Below are 18,297 nucleotides of genomic sequence, written 5' to 3'. Positions count from 1 at the left end.
ACTTCAGTCTCTCCAGATTAATGTCGCCATACGTCCTGTCTCTTTATCCCGGCGATAAGAATAAAAACGCTCATGATCCGTGACGGTGCAGAAATGACCGCCATAGATATTATTTATGCCTAGTACGGCCAGATCGATACGGGCCAGCTGATAAATATCAGCCAACCATTTGCCGTTACCGCGCGCTTTAAACGCCGGCGCGAAAGCCGCTGCCTTTTCAATGAAAGCCTCACGCACTTCGGCACCGACCTCAAAACGCTCGGGCCCGATCGCAGGCCCCAACCAGACCAGCAGTTCCCGGCTGCGCATCGCCGCGACCGTATTGCCGATCACGCCGGACAGCAAGCCTCGCCAGCCGGCATGGATGGCCGCAATCTCGGTACCTTCGGTATTACAGACCAGCAGCGGCAAGCAATCGGCGGTCAGCACCGCGCAGACGATCCCCGGCTTATCGGTGTAGCTTGCATCGGCCTGTACCAGCGCCCGGATTCTTCCGGCGTCAATGGCATTATTGCTGTGTATTTGCTCCAGCCAGACAGGTTCGGCAGGCAGTTTCAGCATGGTTTTGATAATATGCCGATTCCGCTCGACCGCACCGGCCTGATCGCCGACATGGGTGGCCGGATTCAAACTGCTGAAGCCGCCGCCGCTGATGCCGCCGGTGCGCAATGTGGTCACGGCATGCACGCGGCCGGGGGCGGGCCAGTCCGGCTCCAGCCAGTGTTTATTGCTGGTCATTTTCGGATAACGCTTCAAGCAGACTGACCATGTCTTCGGGCAGGGGCTGCTCCCATTCCAGATATTCATCGGTGACCGGGTGCTGCAGTCCCAGTTTTGCCGCGTGCAGCGCCTGACGCTTAAAATTGCGCAATTCCAGTTCCAAGCGCTCACTGCAGTTAGGCGGCATTTGAAAGCGCCCGCCGTAAACCTGATCGCCGACCAACGGATAGCGGATATGCGCCATGTGCACGCGAATCTGATGGGTCCGGCCGGTTTCGAGTTTGACCCGGATCAAGGTATGGCCGGTAAAGCGCTGAATGACCCGGTAATGGGTCACGGCAAACTTGCCCGATTCCCTGACCGCGTAGCGTTTACGGTCGGTGGGATGCCGGCCGATCGGTTCCTCGACCGTGCCGCCGGCGGTCATGCGCCCGCGCGTAACGGCCAGGTATTCCCGGGTAATCTCGCGCTCCTGCAGTTGCTGCGCCAGGCTGTTGTGCGCCTGCAGGGTTTTGGCGATCATCAGCAGTCCGCTGGTATCCTTGTCGATCCGGTGAATAATGCCGGCGCGGGGCAAGGTCTCCAGATTCGGTTCATGATGCAGCAAAGCATTCAGCAAGGTGCCGTTCCAGTTCCCGACCGCCGGATGCACGACCAGTCCGGCCGGCTTGTTGACGATCAACAAGCTCTCGTCTTCGTAAACAATGTCCAAGGGAATTTCTTCAGGCTCGCAGGCAATCACCACTTCCGGTTCGGCATCCAGGGTTATTTCCTCGCCGCCCTCCAGCTTGTCCTTGGGCTTGAGCAACAAGCCGTTAACCTGCACGCGGCCTGATTTGATCCAGGTTTGCAATTTGCTGCGCGAATAATCGGCAAACAACTCCGCAAGCACCTGATCCAAACGCATACCGGCCAATTCTAAAGGCACTTCTGCCGTTAATCTGGTCATAACAAATTCTTCTGATTAACTCGATGTTAAGTTATACTCGCTGGTTATATGGTCATTTCAAGCACCGCGGCCATATCCTGCGAGAAAACCTCTAATATTACAACGTGTCGTTAGCACCATGCGATTAATTTTAATAAAATTTTTATTCATCGGCTGTTTAAGCCTGTCTATCGGGGGCTGCGAGACGCTTAAAGGCTTGACCGCCGGCGACGCTGCCGATACAACGGACGAATACGTGGACTGGAATGCCGAGAAATTTCGCACGGAGGCCAAGGCGGCCGTGGATGCCGGTAATTATGAAAAGGCCATCAAACTCTACGAGGCGCTGGAATCGCGCTATCCCTTTGGCGCAGAGGCGGCGCAAACCCAGTTGGATGTGGCTTATGCCTATTTCAAAGGAGATGATCCCGAAGCGGCAATCGCCGCCGCCGACCGCTTTATCAAGATCAACCCTAGAAGTCCCGGCGTCGATTATGCCTACTATTTGAAAGGACTGGTCAATTACAACCGCGGCATCGGCTTTATTGACCGTTTTCTGCCGACCGATACGTCGCAACGCGATCCGGGCAGCGCGCGCGATGCCTACGATAATTTTGCCGAACTGCTGCGCCGGTTTCCGGAAAGCAAATACGTACCCGATGCCAAACAGCGCATGATCGCGCTCAAAAACAACCTGGCCATGCATGAAGTCCACGTTGCCCGCTTTTACATGAAGCGCAAGGCTTATGTGGCCGCCGTCAACAGAGCGAATTACGTCGTGGAAAAATACCAGCGCACGCCCGCCGTTCCCTATGCGCTGCAAATCCTGCAGGAAGCCTATACGGCGCTTCAGATGACCGAACTTGCCGCGGATACGGCCCGAATTTACGAAATGAATTATCCGGACGGCCCGCCGGTGCCCGAACATAAAAGTTCCACGTTATCCCACAAAATCTGGGATTTCATCGGCCTGGAAAAATAACGATGGGACCCGCGTTTAAAGCGCAGGCCTGGAAGGCGGGTTATCCTCTAATACTCGCCTTTTTAGGAATGGGCATAAAATAAGACCCGCAAGAGGCAGGATTTCTGTTCATGTTCAATGACTGCATGGACAGGAAATGATCCCGTCATTTCTCTGCATTCACCCCATCCATGGTGCTCATGCAGTCGTGCTCACGCCCCTTACCTACATCCCTGTAGGCAAAGCTTCCGCTCCTGCTCACGCCCCTTACCTACATCCCTGTAGGCAAAGCTTCCGCTCCTGCTCACGCCCCTTACCTACATCCCTGTAGGCAAAGCTTCCGCTCCTGCTCACGCCCCTTGCCTACATCCCTGTAGGCAAAGCTTCCGCTCCTGCTCACGCCCCTTGCCTACATCCCTGTAGGCAAAGCTTCCGCTCCTGCTCACGCCCCTTGCCTACATCCCTGTAGGCAAAGCTTCCGCTCCTGCTCACGCCCCTTGCCTACATCCCTGTAGGCAACGCCGGGGATGGTCGGCAAGACAAGCCGGTTGCGGGAATTATAAAACTCCCGTTCCTTTTCATCTAACCTTTATTTTACCCTCGAGTTCTACTATTTTATCCTCGAGTTCTGCCTGGCTCATATGCCGCACATCCTCGCCCTTGACCATGTAGATAATGTTTTCGCAGATGTTGACCGAATGATCGCCGATTCTTTCAAGCGACCTGGCCGTCCACAGAACATCCAGCGTGCGCGTGATGTTTCTCGGGTCTTCCATCATGCGCGTGATCAATTGCCGGATAATGCTGCCGTATTCACGGTCGACATATTCATCTCTCCCGGTAATAGCCGTCACGTCCTCGATGCTCATCCGTGCAAAGGCATCCAAGGCGCCATGCAGCATCTCCTTGACCAGATCGGCCATATGCTGCAGTTCATAATACTGCTCATGTTTACCTTCAGTATCCGATAGACGCATCGCCATTTCGGCAATGCGCTCGGCCATGTCGCCGACTCTTTCCAGCTCGTTAATGGTTTTGATGACCGTGATCAACAACCGTAGATCGAATGCCGCCGGCTGTCTCAGTGCCAGGATCTGCATGCATTCCTGATCGATGAGCATTTCCAGCGCGTCGACCTGATTATCCTGCTTGATGACCAATTCAGCCATTTCCGTATCGCCGGTCATGAAGGCTTCTACCGCTTGCGCTATCTGCTGCTCGACCAGCCCGCCCATCGTTAATACATTATTGCGGATGTCTTCCAGTTCTTTATTGAACTGCCCTGAAATATGTTGCCCAATTTTACTGTTATCCATGATTCTCTCCCGGTTTAACCATACCTTCCGGTAATGTAATCTTCTGTCTGTTTCTTTTTGGGATTGGTAAACAGCTCGCTGGTATGTCCCATCTCGATCAATTCGCCCATGTACATAAAAGCCGTGTAATCCGAAACGCGTGCCGCCTGCTGCATATTGTGCGTCACGATAACAATGGTGTATTTTTCTTTCAGTTCATTGATCAGCTCTTCAATTTTCAAGGTTGAGATCGGGTCCAGGGCCGATGCCGGCTCATCCAGCAACAACACTTCAGGCTCGATGGCAATGGCTCTGGCAATGACCAGTCGTTGCTGCTGGCCGCCCGACAATCCCAGGGCATTATCATTCAGGCGGTCTTTGACCTCGTCCCAGATGGCCGCGCCGCGCAAGGCGTTCTCGACCGTTTCCTCCAGGGTGCGCTTGTCGTTGATGCCCTGAATCCTGAGTCCATAGGCAACATTTTCAAAGATCGACTTGGGAAAAGGATTGGGCTTTTGAAACACCATGCCTACGCGTCTGCGCAAAGCCGCGACATTAACCGACCTGTTATAGATATCTTCATTTTCGAGCAGAATTTTACCTTCGATCCTGACATTATCGACCAGATCGTTCATGCGGTTGATGCAGCGCAGCAGCGTGGATTTGCCGCAACCGCTAGGGCCGATATAGGCGGTTACCTTTTTCTTGGGCATTTCCATATTGATGCCGTGCAAGGCCTGCTTTTCGCCATAGAACAGTTTCAAGTTTTCTATTTTGATACAGACTTCCTGCCGGCCCTGCGATTTTGCCTGACTGCGTAAAATGGAATCCATATCGATTGCGTGAGTTCGTACGTTTTGTGTTGCCATTCTTGATTAACCTTCCAGTGCCCGGTATTTTTCGCGCAAGTGATTTCTGATTTGAACCGCCGCCAGATTAAGTCCGATGATGACTATGACCAGCAGCAATGATGTGGCGTAAACCAAAGGCCTGGCCGCCTCTACGTTCGGGCTTTGAAAACCGACATCATAAATATGAAATCCCAAATGCATAAATTTTCTGTCCAAATGTAAAAAAGGGAAATTGCCATCCAACGGTAATGACGGCGCCAGCTTGACCACCCCGACCAGCATCAAGGGCGCCACTTCGCCGGCCGCCCGCGCGACGGCCAGAATCAGGCCGGTCATCATGGCCGGACTGGCCATCGGCAATACCGTGCGCCACAGCGTCTCCAGCTTGGTCGCGCCCAGAGCCAGACTGCCTTCGCGTATCGACTTGGGGATACGCGCCAGGCCTTCCTCGGTAGAGACGATCACTACCGGCAACGTCAACAGCGCCAGCGTGATAGAGGCCCACAGCAGTCCCGGCGTACCGAAAACCGGCGCGGGCGCCGCTTCAGGATAAAACAGCCGGTCGATGTTGCCGCCGACGATATAGACGAAAAAACCCAGGCCGAAGACGCCGTAAACGACCGAAGGCACCCCGGCCAGGTTGTTTACGGCAATCCTGATCAGCCGCGTCATGAAGCCCTGTTTGGCGTATTCGCGCAAATACACGGCGGCAATCACGCCAAACGGCGTCACGATAATCGACATGATGATCACCATCATGACCGTGCCGAAAATCGCCGGAAAAATACCGCCTTCGGTATTGGCCTCGCGCGGACTGTCAGTTAAGAACTCGATCAGCTTGCGGCCATAGTGAACGGTTTTATCGCCTAGGCTCATGGCATTCGGCCGATACAGCCTGACCACTTTGTCCAGCGGTATTTCAAGCTCCTTGCCGCTTGCGGTTCTCGCCACCAGGCTATCGCGCCGGATTTGCCGGTACAGTTCGCCCAATTGCTCCTGATAGCGTTCATAGTCGGCCTCATAGTCCGCTTTTTCGGCCGCGATCCGTTTCTCCGCCGCCGGCTCCCAACGGTTTTCCAGTTCGAAGCGCTTCTGTTTAAGCCTTAAGCGCTCCAGGCCATAGTTGATGGCGCCGATTTCTTTTTTCTCGATCCGCGTTATCTCCTTGAAGATCGCCGCGGCCGCCGCTATTCTCTCCTGCACGACGGGCAACGCCTGCTCGCCGGCAGCGATCGTGTTGCCGCCTTCCTTAACGGCAATCAGATAACCATAAAAATTGCCCCATTCCCGACGCTCCAGAACGATGATGTCGGCGGGGAAACGCTGGCGCTGGATATTGCGCTCCCGTATCCAGCGGAAGTCGGCGCCGGTCAGGTCACGGTTGCCGGTCTTGATCAGGTATTGCACCAGCGTGTCTTCATCTTCCGCCATGTCATAGCCGGCCGCTTTTGCCATGGCGGCGCCGGTGACACTGGTATCGGTGATCTGGCCGACCAAGGTTTCGGGCTGCCCGCCCTGTTCCTGATAGACGAACTCGGCTACCTGGAACGGCCAGAAGTGCCCGCCCCCTTTGACAGTCACCAGGCCCAGCAAGCCGACGACAAAAATAAGGCAGATACTGACCGCTCCCGCATTGAGCCATATCCACGGCGACCCGCTTTTAAACCATTGCTTGATCATAACGAACTGTATTTTTCACGTAAGCGCTGGCGAATGATCTCGGCCAGCGTGTTAACAATAAAGGTGAACAGAAACAATACCAATGCCGCCAAAAACAGGACCCGGTAGTGTGTGCTGTTGACTTCCGCTTCCGGCATTTCGACGGCAATATTGGCCGATAACGTGCGCATGCCTTGAAAGACGCTTAAATCCATGACCGGCGTATTGCCCGTCGCCATCAAGACAATCATGGTCTCGCCGACGGCCCGTCCCAACCCGATCATGATCGCCGAAAATATGCCGGGACTGGCCGTCAACAGCACCACCCTGATCATGGTCTGCCAAGGCGTGGCGCCCAAGGCCAGGGAGCCGACCGTCAAATGTTTCGGGACGCTGAAAATGGCGTCCTCGGCAATCGAAAAAATCGTCGGGATCACGGCGAACCCCATTGCCACGCCGACCACCAGGGCATTGCGCTGGTCATAACCAATGCCCAGTTCGGCTTTAAGCCACTCGCGCAGACTGCCGTTGAACAATAACGCTTCCAGCGGTTCGCTGACCGCAAAAGCCAGCCAACCGCTTAATAAAATGACCGGTATCAGCAACGCCGCGTCCCAGCCTTCCGGTACTTGTTGCCGTATGGTTTCGGGCAGATTATGCCAGAACGCGGCAAACAGCATCACGGCCAGCGGCACCAGCATAAACAACGCAAACAGCCCCGCCAGGTGCGTCTCAATAAAAGGCGCCAGCCAGAGACCCGCCAGAAAGCCCAGAATAACGGTCGGCAACGCGCCCATCATTTCGATGCTCGGCTTGACGTAGCGGCGCATGGCCGGCGCCATGAAGTAGGCGGTATAAATAGCCCCCATCAATGCCAACGGCACGGCAAACAGCATCGAATAAAACGCCGCCTTCAGTGTGCCGAACACCAGCGGCACCAGGCTGTATTTAGGTTCAAAATCATTGCTTGCCGAAGAAGACTGCCAGATATAATTGGGCTTCTGATAGCTTTCGTACCAGACTTCCTGCCAAAACACCTGCATCGAAACTTCCGGATGCTCATTATCAACATGCCAGAAATGCACCGAGCCATCCCCGGATTGCACCAGAAAGGCATTGGCCTTCGGCGCCAACGTTGCCGCGACAGCCCCCGGCTCACCGATCGTTTCTTTAACCAGCTCTCGTTCGGCCGTTGAATGATAAATGCCGACCACGCTATCGGCGTCCAGCGTCATAAAACCTTTACGGCGCTGCTCGGCATGGATGCCAATAACGGGGCTGTTGGACACTTTAAATGATCTGATTTTTTGCAGTGCGGGACGATTTAACTCGTCCCTGACCTGGCTCCATTGCGATACCAGGCCGCTGGAATCGCCAATCAGCAAGGACAGATCTCCATTTAAAAAGGCGAGGCTGGTAATTTTTTCTCCCACCGCCACGACATTCTGATGCTGTCGGATAACCGGATGGCTTTTATTGCTGATATCAAAGAAACTCAGGCGCCCATCGCTGCTGACCAGGTATAGGTTACGCTGATCCTCATCGATAATCATATCGGTCAGGTTATAGACCGGCATGTCCAATACGGCATCCGTGCGCTCCAGTCCTGCCTCCTCGTCGAATAAGGATTCCTGTTTCTCAAAGCTGACCAAGCGGATCTTATTGCCGGCCTTGGCTACAATTGTGGCTTCGTCATTGGCCTGCACGGCGATTTTTTCCACGGCGGCCCCGGTATCGTCCACCACTAACGGTGTCTCGCCCAATGGAAAGGCCAGTGAGGGCGTGATGACCCGCTCGCCATTCGGATAGGTTTGTTTATATTGCTGCTTTACGATGAGCGCCCGGCCGTTCGACAACCCGTAGACAACCACACCTTCGGCCGGATCGCCTTGGCCAAAACTGGTGACAGTCGTCCCTGCCGGTATCGGTACCGTCTCGGTTGACACCGTCTTGCCCGTTGCCGCTTCAAAAAACACGACCTGTCCGCTATCGGTAAATCGGGCGGCCACTTCATTCTGCTCTTCCATCGCCAGCAGCACGGTACTGCCCGGCATTTTCCCCGGCACCTCGTAGTGCGCGACGGATTCCGCTGTCGCCGGCATAAACAAGGGAAACACCGAATACAACAAGAAGAAAAAAATCAGTGCGATAGCGACAATGACGCCCAGTCCTCCCACTATGACGCCATAGCGGGCCAAATGGTCTTTTAGCAGTCGCCATTGAAAGTAATAACCGCCGGCATGAATTTGGGTGCCCGCGGATTGAAAATTTAAATTGGTTTCAGACATGCCGACATTTTGTAAATTAGTAGGACAGTGATAAAAAACAAAAAAAGGCCGAGATTCGTATAACAAATCTCAGCCACCTTTTGTCCGGATTAACCTCTGAGTACCGAGAGGAGGAGAAGCGAGCATTAATCCAGCTCAACATCCTTGTTTATGCATCCCTGCACAACAGTTAAAGCCCTTTCCACAACTTTTCCATAATCAGGGACCCTTATTGAATGACCGCCAGCGCTTTCTCAACGACTTTAGCAGGTAAAGGGATATAACCGTCTTTTATAACAGCCTGCTGGCCTTCTTTTGATAAAACCATTTTCATAAACTCATTTTCCAATGGCGCCAACGGCTGGTTGGGTTTTTTATTCACATAAACATACAGGTAGCGTGCTAAAGGATAAGTGCCTGACAGCGTATTTTCCGGAGTCGCATCAATAAAGGCCTTGCCGGCATCCTTCGCCAGCGGCACGGATCTCACGCCTGACGTGGTATAACCCATGCCGGAATAACCAATGCCATTCACCGATGTGGTCACCGCTTGAACCACCGAAGCGGAACCGGGCTGCTCATTGACGTTATCTTTAAAATCGCCTTTGCACAGCGCTTTTTCCTTGAAAAAACCGTAAGTACCGGAAACCGAGTTACGTCCGTATAACTGCAGGGGTTTGCCCTGCCATGAGCCATCCAGCCCCGCTTCGCCCCAGGTCGTGATGTCTTTTTCATAGCCGCATTTGCGGGTCGGCGAAAAGATCGCATCAACCTGGGCCAGTGTCAGCCCTTTAATCGGATTGTCTTTATTGACAAACACAGCCAGGGCATCGATCGCCACAGGCACCGCGGTTGGTTTGTATCCGAATTTGCTTTCAAAGGCATCAATCTCGTCATCCTTCATTTTACGGCTCATAGGTCCGATATTTGAGGTACCTTCGGTTAACGCCGGAGGCGCGGTGGAAGACCCCGCCGCCTGAATCTGAATGTTGACGTTCGGGTAATTGCGGTTAAATTCCTCGGCCCACAGGGTCATCAAATTTGCCAGCGTGTCGGAGCCGACGCTGGACAGATTACCTGAAATACCGCTGGCTTTTTGATACGCCGGAATATCCGCGTCAACCGTCTGCGCGGCCAACGCATGACTGCTGACTAACGAGACGGAAACCACCCCCATTGCTGTAACTAACCGCTTTATTCTAAATAATAATTTCATAACCAGCCTTTACTGAAGTAATTTAACTTGCAAGCATTATGCAAACAAAACATGACAAGAATATGACAATCCACATATTTTCTTGTCTATGCGATCAGCAGACGTCGGGCAAATCCCGCGCGTACGTAATCGACAACAGTTCCGCGCTGCCCGTGCGCAAGTGCTGCCAGTCGCAAGCTAGCGCGAGCCTCGCCAGGGCGGCCGTCGGCAGTAATTTATCCGCGTCTGGCACGGCCGCACGTCCTGCCAGATCAATCAGCAGCGCTTCCAATTCCGGATTATGGCCAACCAGCAGAACCCGCCGCGCCCTGGCCGGACATCCGGTAAGCGCGGCCTTCAGCCCCGCAAGGCCCTGCTCATACAAACGCTTATCCTGATGGATGGCCTGAACCGCCAAGCCGGCTTCGGCACAGACGATTTCCGCCGTCGCAACGGCTCTTAACGCCGGCGAACTTACGATGAAATCAGGCCTCAGTTGTTGCAGCTTCATCCAGGCACCCATCCGCCGGGCGGCGCGCTTCCCTCTTTTATTCAGCGGCCGATCGAAATCATCGGCATCGACATGCCAGTCCGATTTTGCATGCCTTAACAGCCATAATTCTCTGTTCATGCTTAACTTGACCTGTTTACGATTAAAAGAAAGCCTGTCATCAAATAGTAATACGGTATTGGTAAGCTTGATAGGCTTATGGCAGACGTTCCTGAGTTTATTACCCTTTTTACCCTATGTCCCTACAGTTTGACTTACCGATAAAACTAACGACGGAAAAGTTTATCGCTCAATTAAGCGATAAAGTCGCTTTGAAACAGGTCAGCCGTCAATATACTCTCAAGACCTATTTCGACAGCTTCGACTGGCGACTCCATGGCCATGGCATCACCTGCGAGCTTAATCAATCCCGGTCCTCGTCAAGGCTGGTGTTAAGACATCTTAAAACCGGCCAGATCATCGCCGAAGAGGAACTCGATAGCGTACCCGCTTTCAGCAAACAATTGAAACCGGGAAAAATACGCAGCGTGCTCGAACCGGTACTGGAGATGCGTGCCCTGCTGTCTGTCTGCAAACTGGATTATCAGTGTTACCGGTTCAACATCATCAATAAAAACGAGGAAACCATTCTGCGCCTCTTCCTTGAAGAACATGAACTGTACAATAGCCGTGTTTCATTGCAGTCGGTAGCGGGCCATGACCATGCCAGCACGAAAATCAGCAAGTTTCTGACCTCCAAACTTAACCTGCGGCCTTCCGAAACGCTTCTGCTGGCTGCCCTCAAACTGCAAGGGATTAAACCTAAGGCCTACACCTCAAAGCTGACGATTCACCTGGACCCGGACATGCGCGCCGATATTGCCGGCAAATTCATCTACAGCCACCTGCTGAAAACCATCAAGGACAACGAGCATGGCGTCATTGCCGATACAGACAGCGAATTTCTGCATGATTACCGCATCGCCGTGCGTAAAACCCGCTCCGGCCTCAGTCAGATCAAAGGCATACTGCCCGAGTCTGTCAGCGCCTATTATGCCGGCTTTTTTTGCTGGCTCGGGCAGGTTACAAGCCAGACCCGTGATTTGGACGTCTATCTGTTAAATTTTGAACACTATAAAGACAGCCTGCCGGCTACAATCCGGAATGACCTGGATCCTTTACATGAATTGCTCCAGGCCAAGCAGCAAAAAGCTCAAAAAGAACTGGCGGCCAAACTCAAATCCAAAAAGTACTTAAGCACATTAGCCGAATGGGAACAGTACCTGAAAGAACCGGTTGCCAAAAAGCCGCCACACCCTAATGCCAGGCGTCCCGTTAAAGAACTGGCCGACCTCAGGCTACGGAAAATTTACCACCGCATCCTGCAAAAAGGCGAAACCATTACCGACCAATCTCCGGCGCAAGCGCTGCATGAGCTGAGAAAAACCTGCAAGAAACTGCGCTATTTAATGGAGTTTTTTCAATCCCTTTATCCTGAAGACCGGATCAAGCCTTTCATTAAATCCCTGAAAGCACTCCAGAAAGCGCTAGGCGAATTTCAGGACTGCGAAGTGCAGGCCGATGCACTGAAACTGTTTCGCGAGGAAATGCTGGCCGCCTCTGTATCAGCCAATACCGCGCTGGCGATGGATCTTTTGATTGAGCATCTGAATGTACGTCAGCGCCAGGCCCGCCATGATTTCAGCGAGCAATTCACCGCTTTCAGACAGCCCAAGAACCGCGCGGCTTTTAAGTCGCTGTTTGACGCCAAGTCCTGAATCCGCGGCCATGCGACAGGTCCGTCGCACCACTCTGACCGGTTAAGCCGCCAGTCAGGCCGGACACGTGTCCGGCCTGACTGCGTGCTATTCCGCGTCCCCGACCGGGGCGGCAAAGGCATCCGAAACCAGTTCCCGGACATTATCCCCGGTCAACGCGTTCAGGAAAGCTTCCAGCTCATCCATTTCCTGCGCCGTCAGATGCAACGGTTTGATCAAAGGATCGAGATTTTCATTGGCGATGCCGCCGCGATTATAAAATTCAATCACCTGCCGCAATGTCTGGAAAAAGCCGTTATGCATATACGGCGCGGTCAGGCTGACATTGCGCAACGACGGGGTTTTGTATTTCCAGCGATCGGCGGGATCCTGCGTGACTTCATAACGGCCGAGGTCGTTGGGCCTGGCTGCGGAAACCTCGTCGATCAACTGTGCCGCGACATCCAGGTAAACGCCCGGCGCCACCTGCACGCGCTGGCTGTCTTCGGTTTTGCCCATCGCGACGGCATAACCGATGCCGGTGTTATGCAAATCGTTATCGGTAAACAAGGCATGCTCCGAGGTGACGGCATGGCAGCTGGAACAATTGGCCTTACCGGTAAAGAGCTTGAACCCGCGCTGCGCCCTGGTATCGAGCGCCCGCCGATCCTTGCCGTAAAACCAACGGTCGAAAGGCGAATTCGCCGAGTTCAGGGTTCGCTCATAACTGGCGATCGCCATGCCCAGGCTTTCCATATCCGGCCCCTTGCCAAAGATTTTTTGAAACAGATCGTTGTAATCGCCGGTGTTTTTGATTTTGTCGAGCACGTAGCCGATGGACGGATTGGCCATTTCATTATGTGCCAGCAGCGGCATCCAGACCTGTTGCTCCAGCGTGTTTTCGCGCCCGTCATGAAACAGCGTCCGCGCGTATGCACTGTTATAGATTGTCGGCGCATTACGCCTGACCGTTCGCCCTTCCACGCCGACGGCCGTGGCCATTTCATTGCTGGCAAAACCCTGCTCCGGAATATGGCACATGGCGCAGGAAAACGTGTTGTTGAGCGACAGGCGGCGGTCATAAAACAGTTTGCGGCCCAGATCGACCTTGTCGGCGGTCAACGGATTATTGTCCGGCACGGGCACGGCGGGCAGCCCCAAAGGCGGCTGCCGCACGGTCTTCATCAGGTCAGCCGGCCGGCCGTTGCGGTCGGTCAGGGCCATCGAATGGGTTTCATAATCACTGTGCTCGTAACGGCTTTTGTTGTCGCCGGCGGCATACAATGCTTCCGAATCGACCGAGACGGCCTGGATCTCGGGCTTTTTTTCCGCCAGCAGCACGGTCTTGATGTCATTGATCAGGATATCGGGCTGCAAAAACGAGACGCTGTAAATATTGCGCAGCTGTTTGTCCTTGTCGATCAGATAAACGCGCAGAAGATGCGAGAACGTGCCGGTAAAGCGGCCTTGATCGTCATACACTTTTTCGATGGTTTGCTTGTACTGGTCCAGTATCGGTTGCAACTGCCGCTCCGAGCGCGTGGTCAGAAACAGCCATTCGACGCCCTGTCCCTGGAACCCTTGGCCGTACTGCTTCATCATGGCCGGCGTATCGTGCTCGGGATTGAAGCTTAAGGTCAACAGCCGTACCTGTCCGGCCAGCTCCGGCTCTTTTTTCAGGCGGTTTTTGATTTTGTGCAGGACCGCGGTCGCCAGCGGGCAACCGTTAACATCGCTGCAGGTGGCATAGATAAAGCTCAGCAGCACAGCCTTGTCGCCCATTAAACCGTGCAGTGTGACATCGTTGCCTTCGGTGTCCAGCACGGCGCCGTCGGCGGCCAAACCCATCGCCGGCAACCGGTACGTGCCCGGTTCCGGCGGAGTAAATTCAAGGCGCTCATAGGACGGGGCGGGCGCCGGGACTTGAGCGCCGGAATCGGCATAGCCGGTGGCTATGAACAAACAGAGTAACAACAATAACTTGATGGGATAGGAACCGTTCATGAGTCACTTCCGGTCAGAAAACTGAAAAGGGCGGCCGGTCGGCCGCCCCCTGGTATTGATCACTGGCTTGATGCGGTTTTATAAAGCGAGTAGGCGCCGAACTTCATCTGATGGGCCCGGCCCAGTTTTTCCTTGATGAAATCGATTGCGAATTGTTCTTTCAGCTGTTTGCCGTCCCAGTGATAGGCTTTGAAGAACTGCTCGTTTTCAGCGCCTTTTTTGTCCCAGTTGGCCAACAGCGAGGACGTGTAATAAAGGCGTTTGCCGTCCCAGCTCGAGGATACCATGTTGACCTGGGAACCGATTTTCTGCTCATACACCTGTTTCGGCTTGAACGGATCGCTGATATCGAACAGGCGGGTCTTGCCGTCCATGAAGGTATTGACCCAGAGCCTTTTGTCGTCGCTGGAAATGGAGATATCGACCGGCAACGGGATTTTCGACGGATCGCCGATGTCAGCGACTTCCTTGGCCTGCCATTCGCCGCCCTTGTCTTCGTAAACCAGCCAGATCTTCGAGGTCAGCGCGGTGGTGCTGAAGCAGTAATTGTGAGTCGGCTCCCAGGCACAGCGAATTTCCAGCGGCGCGCCCGGCACGTCAAAGACTTTTTTCGGCTGCCGCGCGTGCAGGTCCCATTGCACCATCGTGTTGCCGAAGCGTTTCATCGCTTCCTTGTCGCCGAGCATTTTGCCGAAATCCATCATGTAATTCGACCAGCCCGTAAACGATGACGTCAACATCAGATTGCGCCGAGGCAGCACGCGTACATCATAGTTGTAGCCGTCGGCGTATTTGCCGGTTTTGATGGCGCCCTGCAGATTGCTGTCGGTCGGCAGCCAATAGGTCGCGACATAATCGCCTTCATTGGTGTATTCAACCAGCGCCGTGCGGCCACCGTGGTCTTTATTATTGGAAAGGCCCGTGATGATCATGCGGCCCGGCAACGCATAGGTCGAATGCGGTCCCACCACGCCGCCGCTTTTGGCGACAAAATCGGTAATGGTCTTGACCAGTTTGGGCTTGGCCGGATCGCTGTGCACGTCAAAGACAAAAATCTTATTGGTATCGAGCGTGCCGGCCCATAAATAGCGGCGGTCGTCGGTAAAGTCGGAATGATGCGCCTCATTGCGGCCGCCCACGGAAACGCTGTGGATGACCTTGCCGTAAGTCTTCGACTTGGGATTGACATCGACGGTCACCATCTTGTCCTGCTCATCGCCCACGCCTTCCATACCTAAGGTCCAGACATAAACCACATCCTCCTGGCCGGTAATCTTGACCATGTAAGGCGATTGGCAGGTCTCGTCGGCCTGCGCGGCGGTGATGCCGGCCAAACCGAGCGTGGATGCGGTAAAGGCGCACGCCGTCATGAAGCGGTTCAGCCGCTGTTTGTTCGATTTCATAATTACTCCTATTCGTTTTCGGCCGTGGTTGGGTCGATCACGGTTTTAACCTGGGAAATCCGGTTGGCCGGGAATCCGCCTTTTTCGGCATGGGTTCTGAGCGTCGCTTCATCGGGCGCGATATAGACGCAATACACTTTATCGTCGGTCACATAGCTCTCAAGCCACTGTATCTGGGGGCCCATGTCTCGCAAAATGCCGCACGATTTTTGCGAGATGCCTTGCAGTTCCTGGGGACTTAACGCGCCGGCACCGGGTATCTCCCGTTCGATAATGTATTTGGGCATACAACTTCTCCTATTGGATTAATAAATAGATGACTGGTCGTCTCTATTTTGGTGACAAAAAAAATCAGGCCTTGAAAAAATCCTCCAACAATTCCTGACAACATTGCTTCAGCGGCGCCGAAGACTTTTCTATCTTCATCCTTAACAAAGCGCCCTGCCAGGCATTGACCAGCAAATCGGCCATGTCGGCGGCCGATTTATCGGTTCTGACCGTGCCTTGCCGTTGCGCTTGTTCCAATCCTGTCTGTAATAAATCCCGGTACCGGCCGACGGCGCTTTGCAGCGAGGCCCGGCAGATTTCGCTGGTATCGCCGATCTCCCCCATCAGGTTGCCGAGCAGGCAGCCGCCCTTGAAGTCCGCTTGTTCCAGTTCGCTGATCAATTCAGCAAAATAGCGTCGCAACGCGGTCAAGGCGTCCATGTCCGGATTCCGCAGATGGCCGCTTAATTGCTCGATAAACGGGTTGATGTAGTGTTGGATGACGGCCGCGCCGAATGCTTCCTTGCTGCCGAAATAATTGTAGAAAGAGCCCTTGGGGATTTGCACGGCATCAAGGATTTCCTTCAGGCCGGTGCCATGGTAGCCTTGCTCCATCAACAGCGTGACGCCCTGACTGAGCAGATTTTCCCGATTGATCTGTTTTTGGGTGATTTTTGCCATGGCGAAAATAATACGACCGGTTGTCTTGACTTGTCAAACGGTATCTTTTACCGGTCTCAGCGGAAAAGCGTGTGATATGCCTTATTCGAATTAGGTGATATGCCACAAAAAAAATCCGAATGCGCCAGAGTAATCGGCGCAAACCCTGATGATCAGCGGGTTTAAATCAGGCAAAACAGATATATCCAGCATTCTCCATGCCAAACAGAGCGGCATATTGTCGCGCGGCAATATGACACACGACAGCGCCGTATTAAGCCGCTAGACTTTGTCCCACTTTATATCTGTACTCAACAACAGAGTTATTAATCCTTACCTCACGCTAATGCGGGCAGCCGGGATCGCCCGCATTTCTTTTAAAAAAATGGAGGTTATTAATGAAACGTAGCGAACCCTCTCATGCGGCCAACCAGGTCAACTATCAGGAGCTGATCCGGCAAACCGCCATCCATGAAGCAGGCCATGCCGTGGCGATTTATCTGGGCAACCGGCAAAAATTGCTGCCGCCGGTGTTCTTTCAGATTGTCGTTAAAAAACTGGCCACTGATTCCCCCCGGTATTTATCAGCATTCCAGGCCTGTGGCACGGCCAAGGTGGAAGGCGGCCGCCTGATACATACCTTGCCTTCAACAATTGAAGAGGCGACACATGATTTTTCCCCGGAGCAAAAACAAGCCTATCAACAGGCTTTTGAAGCCGATATTGTCAATCTGCTCGTAGGGCCGCTGGCTGAAGCCCGATACATCGCCTGGCGCGATGATGAAGTGATTAATGCCCGTTTAGTTAACCTGAATGCGCTGCGCTATTACGGCGGCACTTCGGACCTGGATCTGGCCGGCGAGTATCTTGAATGCTTTATCGCGGGCCGGGAACAGCGCGAAAACAAAATCGGCGGACTTTTCATGGAGGCTTTCGCATTTATCAACGATGCCTCGAACTGGCGGGCCATCACTGTTCTGGCGGATTATATTCTGGCCAGCCCGAAAACGATCATCGAGTGCGAAGAAGTCATGGCGTTGCTGGACGGTTATTTTATCTGAGCCCTTTGATGGCCATGGGTTGGATTAGCACTAGGCATAATCCCGTGCGCCGAACAATGCCGTACCGATCCTGACGATCGTAGCCCCTTCCGCAATCGCGGCCTCCAGATCGCCGGTCATGCCGAATGAAAACGTATCCAACTCCGGCCTGTTAAGTGCCGCCACAGCCTGATAAAGCGCCTTGTAAGGCTCGCGCTGCCGCTCGAAATCCTCCTCGGGCGCGGGAATGGCCATGACCCCGCGCAGCCTCAAACGCGGCAATCGCGCGACCTGCCCGCACATCTCCGGCAGTTCGGCCAGGGTGATGCCGGACTTGCTGGCCTCACCGCTGATATTCACCTGCAGACAGATATTGAGCGGCGGCAGTCGCGCCGGACGCTGTTCGTTTAATCGTTGCGCGATTTTCAACTTATCGACACTGTGAACCCAATCGAAATGCGCGGCGATAGGCTTGGTTTTATTGGACTGGATGGGGCCGATGAAATGCCAGGTAATGTCAAAAGCCCCCAGTTCCTGTTGTTTCCTCAACGCTTCCTGCAGATAACTTTCGCCGAAATGACGCTGCCCGGCTTGATAAGCGGCGGCAATGTCATCCGCCGGCTTGGTTTTACTGACCGCCAGCAATAAAACCGATCCGGGTATGCGGTGATGGGCGTGCTCGGCCTGGCTGATCCGTGTCTGTATCTGTTTGAGTCGCTCGGCAATCATGATCCGTGGTATTTAAAAATGCTTTACGGGTTATTAAACAACACGGCTTTAAAAAAGCAAAGACTTGAACT

The 18,297-nt window shown here is 53.8% G+C and carries 16 protein-coding genes; 3 read left to right on the top strand and 13 right to left on the bottom strand.

Annotation, left to right across the window (positions count from 1 at the left end; all coding sequences use genetic code 11):
• Positions 1–3: 3 nt before the first annotated feature.
• Entirely contained in the window at positions 4–738 is a 735-nt protein-coding gene (pgeF, locus tag METMA_RS0110470; RefSeq protein WP_020159044.1) for a peptidoglycan editing factor PgeF, read from the bottom strand.
• Complete coding sequence (gene rluD / locus METMA_RS0110465) at positions 725–1,669, bottom strand: 23S rRNA pseudouridine(1911/1915/1917) synthase RluD (protein ID WP_020159043.1); 945 nt, start codon at positions 1,667–1,669, stop codon at positions 725–727. Before rluD ends, pgeF begins: the two co-directional genes overlap by 14 nt.
• Before the next feature lie 118 nt (positions 1,670–1,787).
• On the opposite strand from rluD, the gene METMA_RS0110460 reads away from it, so the two are divergent.
• Positions 1,788–2,630 (top strand): outer membrane protein assembly factor BamD, encoded by an 843-nt coding sequence (locus METMA_RS0110460; RefSeq protein WP_020159042.1) that lies wholly within the window; start codon positions 1,788–1,790, stop codon positions 2,628–2,630.
• 557 nt (positions 2,631–3,187) lie between these two features.
• Here METMA_RS0110460 and phoU read toward each other — a convergent pair.
• The 6 genes from phoU to METMA_RS0110430 form a co-directional block, all read right to left on the bottom strand.
• Complete coding sequence (gene phoU, locus METMA_RS0110455; RefSeq protein ID WP_020159041.1) at positions 3,188–3,925, bottom strand: phosphate signaling complex protein PhoU; 738 nt, start codon at positions 3,923–3,925, stop codon at positions 3,188–3,190.
• A 14-nt stretch (positions 3,926–3,939) separates the two neighbouring features.
• Positions 3,940–4,773, bottom strand: a complete 834-nt coding sequence (gene pstB / locus METMA_RS0110450; RefSeq protein ID WP_027147219.1) for a phosphate ABC transporter ATP-binding protein PstB — start codon at positions 4,771–4,773, stop codon at positions 3,940–3,942.
• 6 nt (positions 4,774–4,779) lie between these two features.
• The gene (gene pstA / locus METMA_RS0110445) at positions 4,780–6,435 is read right to left on the bottom strand and encodes a phosphate ABC transporter permease PstA (RefSeq protein WP_020159039.1); all 1,656 of its coding nucleotides are present in this window, start codon (positions 6,433–6,435) and stop codon (positions 4,780–4,782) included.
• Complete coding sequence (locus METMA_RS0110440; RefSeq protein WP_027147218.1) at positions 6,432–8,702, bottom strand: ABC transporter permease subunit; 2,271 nt, start codon at positions 8,700–8,702, stop codon at positions 6,432–6,434. The genes pstA and METMA_RS0110440 overlap by 4 nt, the downstream gene beginning before the upstream one ends.
• Positions 8,703–8,910: 208 nt before the next feature.
• Complete coding sequence (locus tag METMA_RS0110435; RefSeq protein ID WP_027147217.1) at positions 8,911–9,897, bottom strand: PstS family phosphate ABC transporter substrate-binding protein; 987 nt, start codon at positions 9,895–9,897, stop codon at positions 8,911–8,913.
• Positions 9,898–9,991: 94 nt separating this feature from the next.
• On the bottom strand, positions 9,992–10,507 hold the full coding sequence (locus tag METMA_RS0110430; RefSeq protein WP_020159036.1) for a SixA phosphatase family protein: 516 nt from the start codon (positions 10,505–10,507) through the stop codon (positions 9,992–9,994).
• Positions 10,508–10,623: 116 nt separating this feature from the next.
• Here METMA_RS0110430 and METMA_RS0110425 point away from each other — a divergent pair, with 116 nt between their 5' ends.
• Positions 10,624–12,144: a CHAD domain-containing protein gene (locus METMA_RS0110425; RefSeq protein ID WP_020159035.1), complete on the top strand. Its 1,521-nt coding sequence runs from the start codon at positions 10,624–10,626 to the stop codon at positions 12,142–12,144.
• A gap of 87 nt (positions 12,145–12,231) precedes the next feature.
• Here METMA_RS0110425 and METMA_RS0110420 read toward each other — a convergent pair whose 3' ends face one another.
• From METMA_RS0110420 to METMA_RS0110405, 4 genes are all read right to left on the bottom strand, one after another.
• Positions 12,232–14,127 (bottom strand): cytochrome c peroxidase, encoded by a 1,896-nt coding sequence (locus METMA_RS0110420; RefSeq protein WP_020159034.1) that lies wholly within the window; start codon positions 14,125–14,127, stop codon positions 12,232–12,234.
• Positions 14,128–14,186: 59 nt separating this feature from the next.
• Positions 14,187–15,530 (bottom strand): methanethiol oxidase, encoded by a 1,344-nt coding sequence (mtoX, locus tag METMA_RS0110415; RefSeq protein ID WP_020159033.1) that lies wholly within the window; start codon positions 15,528–15,530, stop codon positions 14,187–14,189.
• A gap of 8 nt (positions 15,531–15,538) precedes the next feature.
• On the bottom strand, positions 15,539–15,817 hold the full coding sequence (locus tag METMA_RS0110410) for a DUF4242 domain-containing protein (RefSeq protein ID WP_020159032.1): 279 nt from the start codon (positions 15,815–15,817) through the stop codon (positions 15,539–15,541).
• A 64-nt stretch (positions 15,818–15,881) separates the two neighbouring features.
• On the bottom strand, positions 15,882–16,478 hold the full coding sequence (locus METMA_RS0110405) for a TetR/AcrR family transcriptional regulator (protein WP_020159031.1): 597 nt from the start codon (positions 16,476–16,478) through the stop codon (positions 15,882–15,884).
• Between the two features lie 377 nt (positions 16,479–16,855).
• On the opposite strand from METMA_RS0110405, the gene METMA_RS0110395 reads away from it, so the two are divergent.
• On the top strand, positions 16,856–17,518 hold the full coding sequence (locus tag METMA_RS0110395; RefSeq protein ID WP_020159029.1) for a hypothetical protein: 663 nt from the start codon (positions 16,856–16,858) through the stop codon (positions 17,516–17,518).
• Between the two features lie 30 nt (positions 17,519–17,548).
• On the opposite strand, the gene METMA_RS0110390 is transcribed toward METMA_RS0110395, so the two are convergent.
• Complete coding sequence (locus METMA_RS0110390) at positions 17,549–18,226, bottom strand: YggS family pyridoxal phosphate-dependent enzyme (RefSeq protein ID WP_020159028.1); 678 nt, start codon at positions 18,224–18,226, stop codon at positions 17,549–17,551.
• Between the last annotated feature and the right edge of the window lie 71 nt (positions 18,227–18,297).

The sequence above is a fragment of the Methylobacter marinus A45 genome (genome assembly GCF_000383855.1).
GTDB lineage: Bacteria > Pseudomonadota > Gammaproteobacteria > Methylococcales > Methylomonadaceae > Methylobacter > Methylobacter marinus.
This window is presented reverse-complemented; position numbering and strand designations above follow the sequence as displayed.

What these genes read in the sequence shown, in the direction of transcription:
- phoU (WP_020159041.1), bottom strand. Translation starts at nt 3,925, where the DNA reads ATGGATAACAGTAAAATTGGGCAACATATTTCAGGGCAGTTCAATAAA.
- pgeF (WP_020159044.1), bottom strand. Translation starts at nt 738, where the DNA reads ATGACCAGCAATAAACACTGGCTGGAGCCGGACTGGCCCGCCCCCGGC.
- METMA_RS0110390 (WP_020159028.1), bottom strand. Translation starts at nt 18,226, where the DNA reads ATGATTGCCGAGCGACTCAAACAGATACAGACACGGATCAGCCAGGCC.
- METMA_RS0110460 (WP_020159042.1), top strand. Translation starts at nt 1,788, where the DNA reads ATGCGATTAATTTTAATAAAATTTTTATTCATCGGCTGTTTAAGCCTG.
- METMA_RS0110405 (WP_020159031.1), bottom strand. Translation starts at nt 16,478, where the DNA reads ATGGCAAAAATCACCCAAAAACAGATCAATCGGGAAAATCTGCTCAGT.
- METMA_RS0110425 (WP_020159035.1), top strand. Translation starts at nt 10,624, where the DNA reads ATGTCCCTACAGTTTGACTTACCGATAAAACTAACGACGGAAAAGTTT.
- METMA_RS0110395 (WP_020159029.1), top strand. Translation starts at nt 16,856, where the DNA reads ATGAAACGTAGCGAACCCTCTCATGCGGCCAACCAGGTCAACTATCAG.
- METMA_RS0110420 (WP_020159034.1), bottom strand. Translation starts at nt 14,127, where the DNA reads ATGAACGGTTCCTATCCCATCAAGTTATTGTTGTTACTCTGTTTGTTC.
- METMA_RS0110435 (WP_027147217.1), bottom strand. Translation starts at nt 9,897, where the DNA reads ATGAAATTATTATTTAGAATAAAGCGGTTAGTTACAGCAATGGGGGTG.
- METMA_RS0110440 (WP_027147218.1), bottom strand. Translation starts at nt 8,702, where the DNA reads ATGTCTGAAACCAATTTAAATTTTCAATCCGCGGGCACCCAAATTCAT.
- mtoX (WP_020159033.1), bottom strand. Translation starts at nt 15,530, where the DNA reads ATGAAATCGAACAAACAGCGGCTGAACCGCTTCATGACGGCGTGCGCC.
- pstA (WP_020159039.1), bottom strand. Translation starts at nt 6,435, where the DNA reads ATGATCAAGCAATGGTTTAAAAGCGGGTCGCCGTGGATATGGCTCAAT.
- pstB (WP_027147219.1), bottom strand. Translation starts at nt 4,773, where the DNA reads ATGGCAACACAAAACGTACGAACTCACGCAATCGATATGGATTCCATT.
- rluD (WP_020159043.1), bottom strand. Translation starts at nt 1,669, where the DNA reads ATGACCAGATTAACGGCAGAAGTGCCTTTAGAATTGGCCGGTATGCGT.
- METMA_RS0110430 (WP_020159036.1), bottom strand. Translation starts at nt 10,507, where the DNA reads ATGAACAGAGAATTATGGCTGTTAAGGCATGCAAAATCGGACTGGCAT.
- METMA_RS0110410 (WP_020159032.1), bottom strand. Translation starts at nt 15,817, where the DNA reads ATGCCCAAATACATTATCGAACGGGAGATACCCGGTGCCGGCGCGTTA.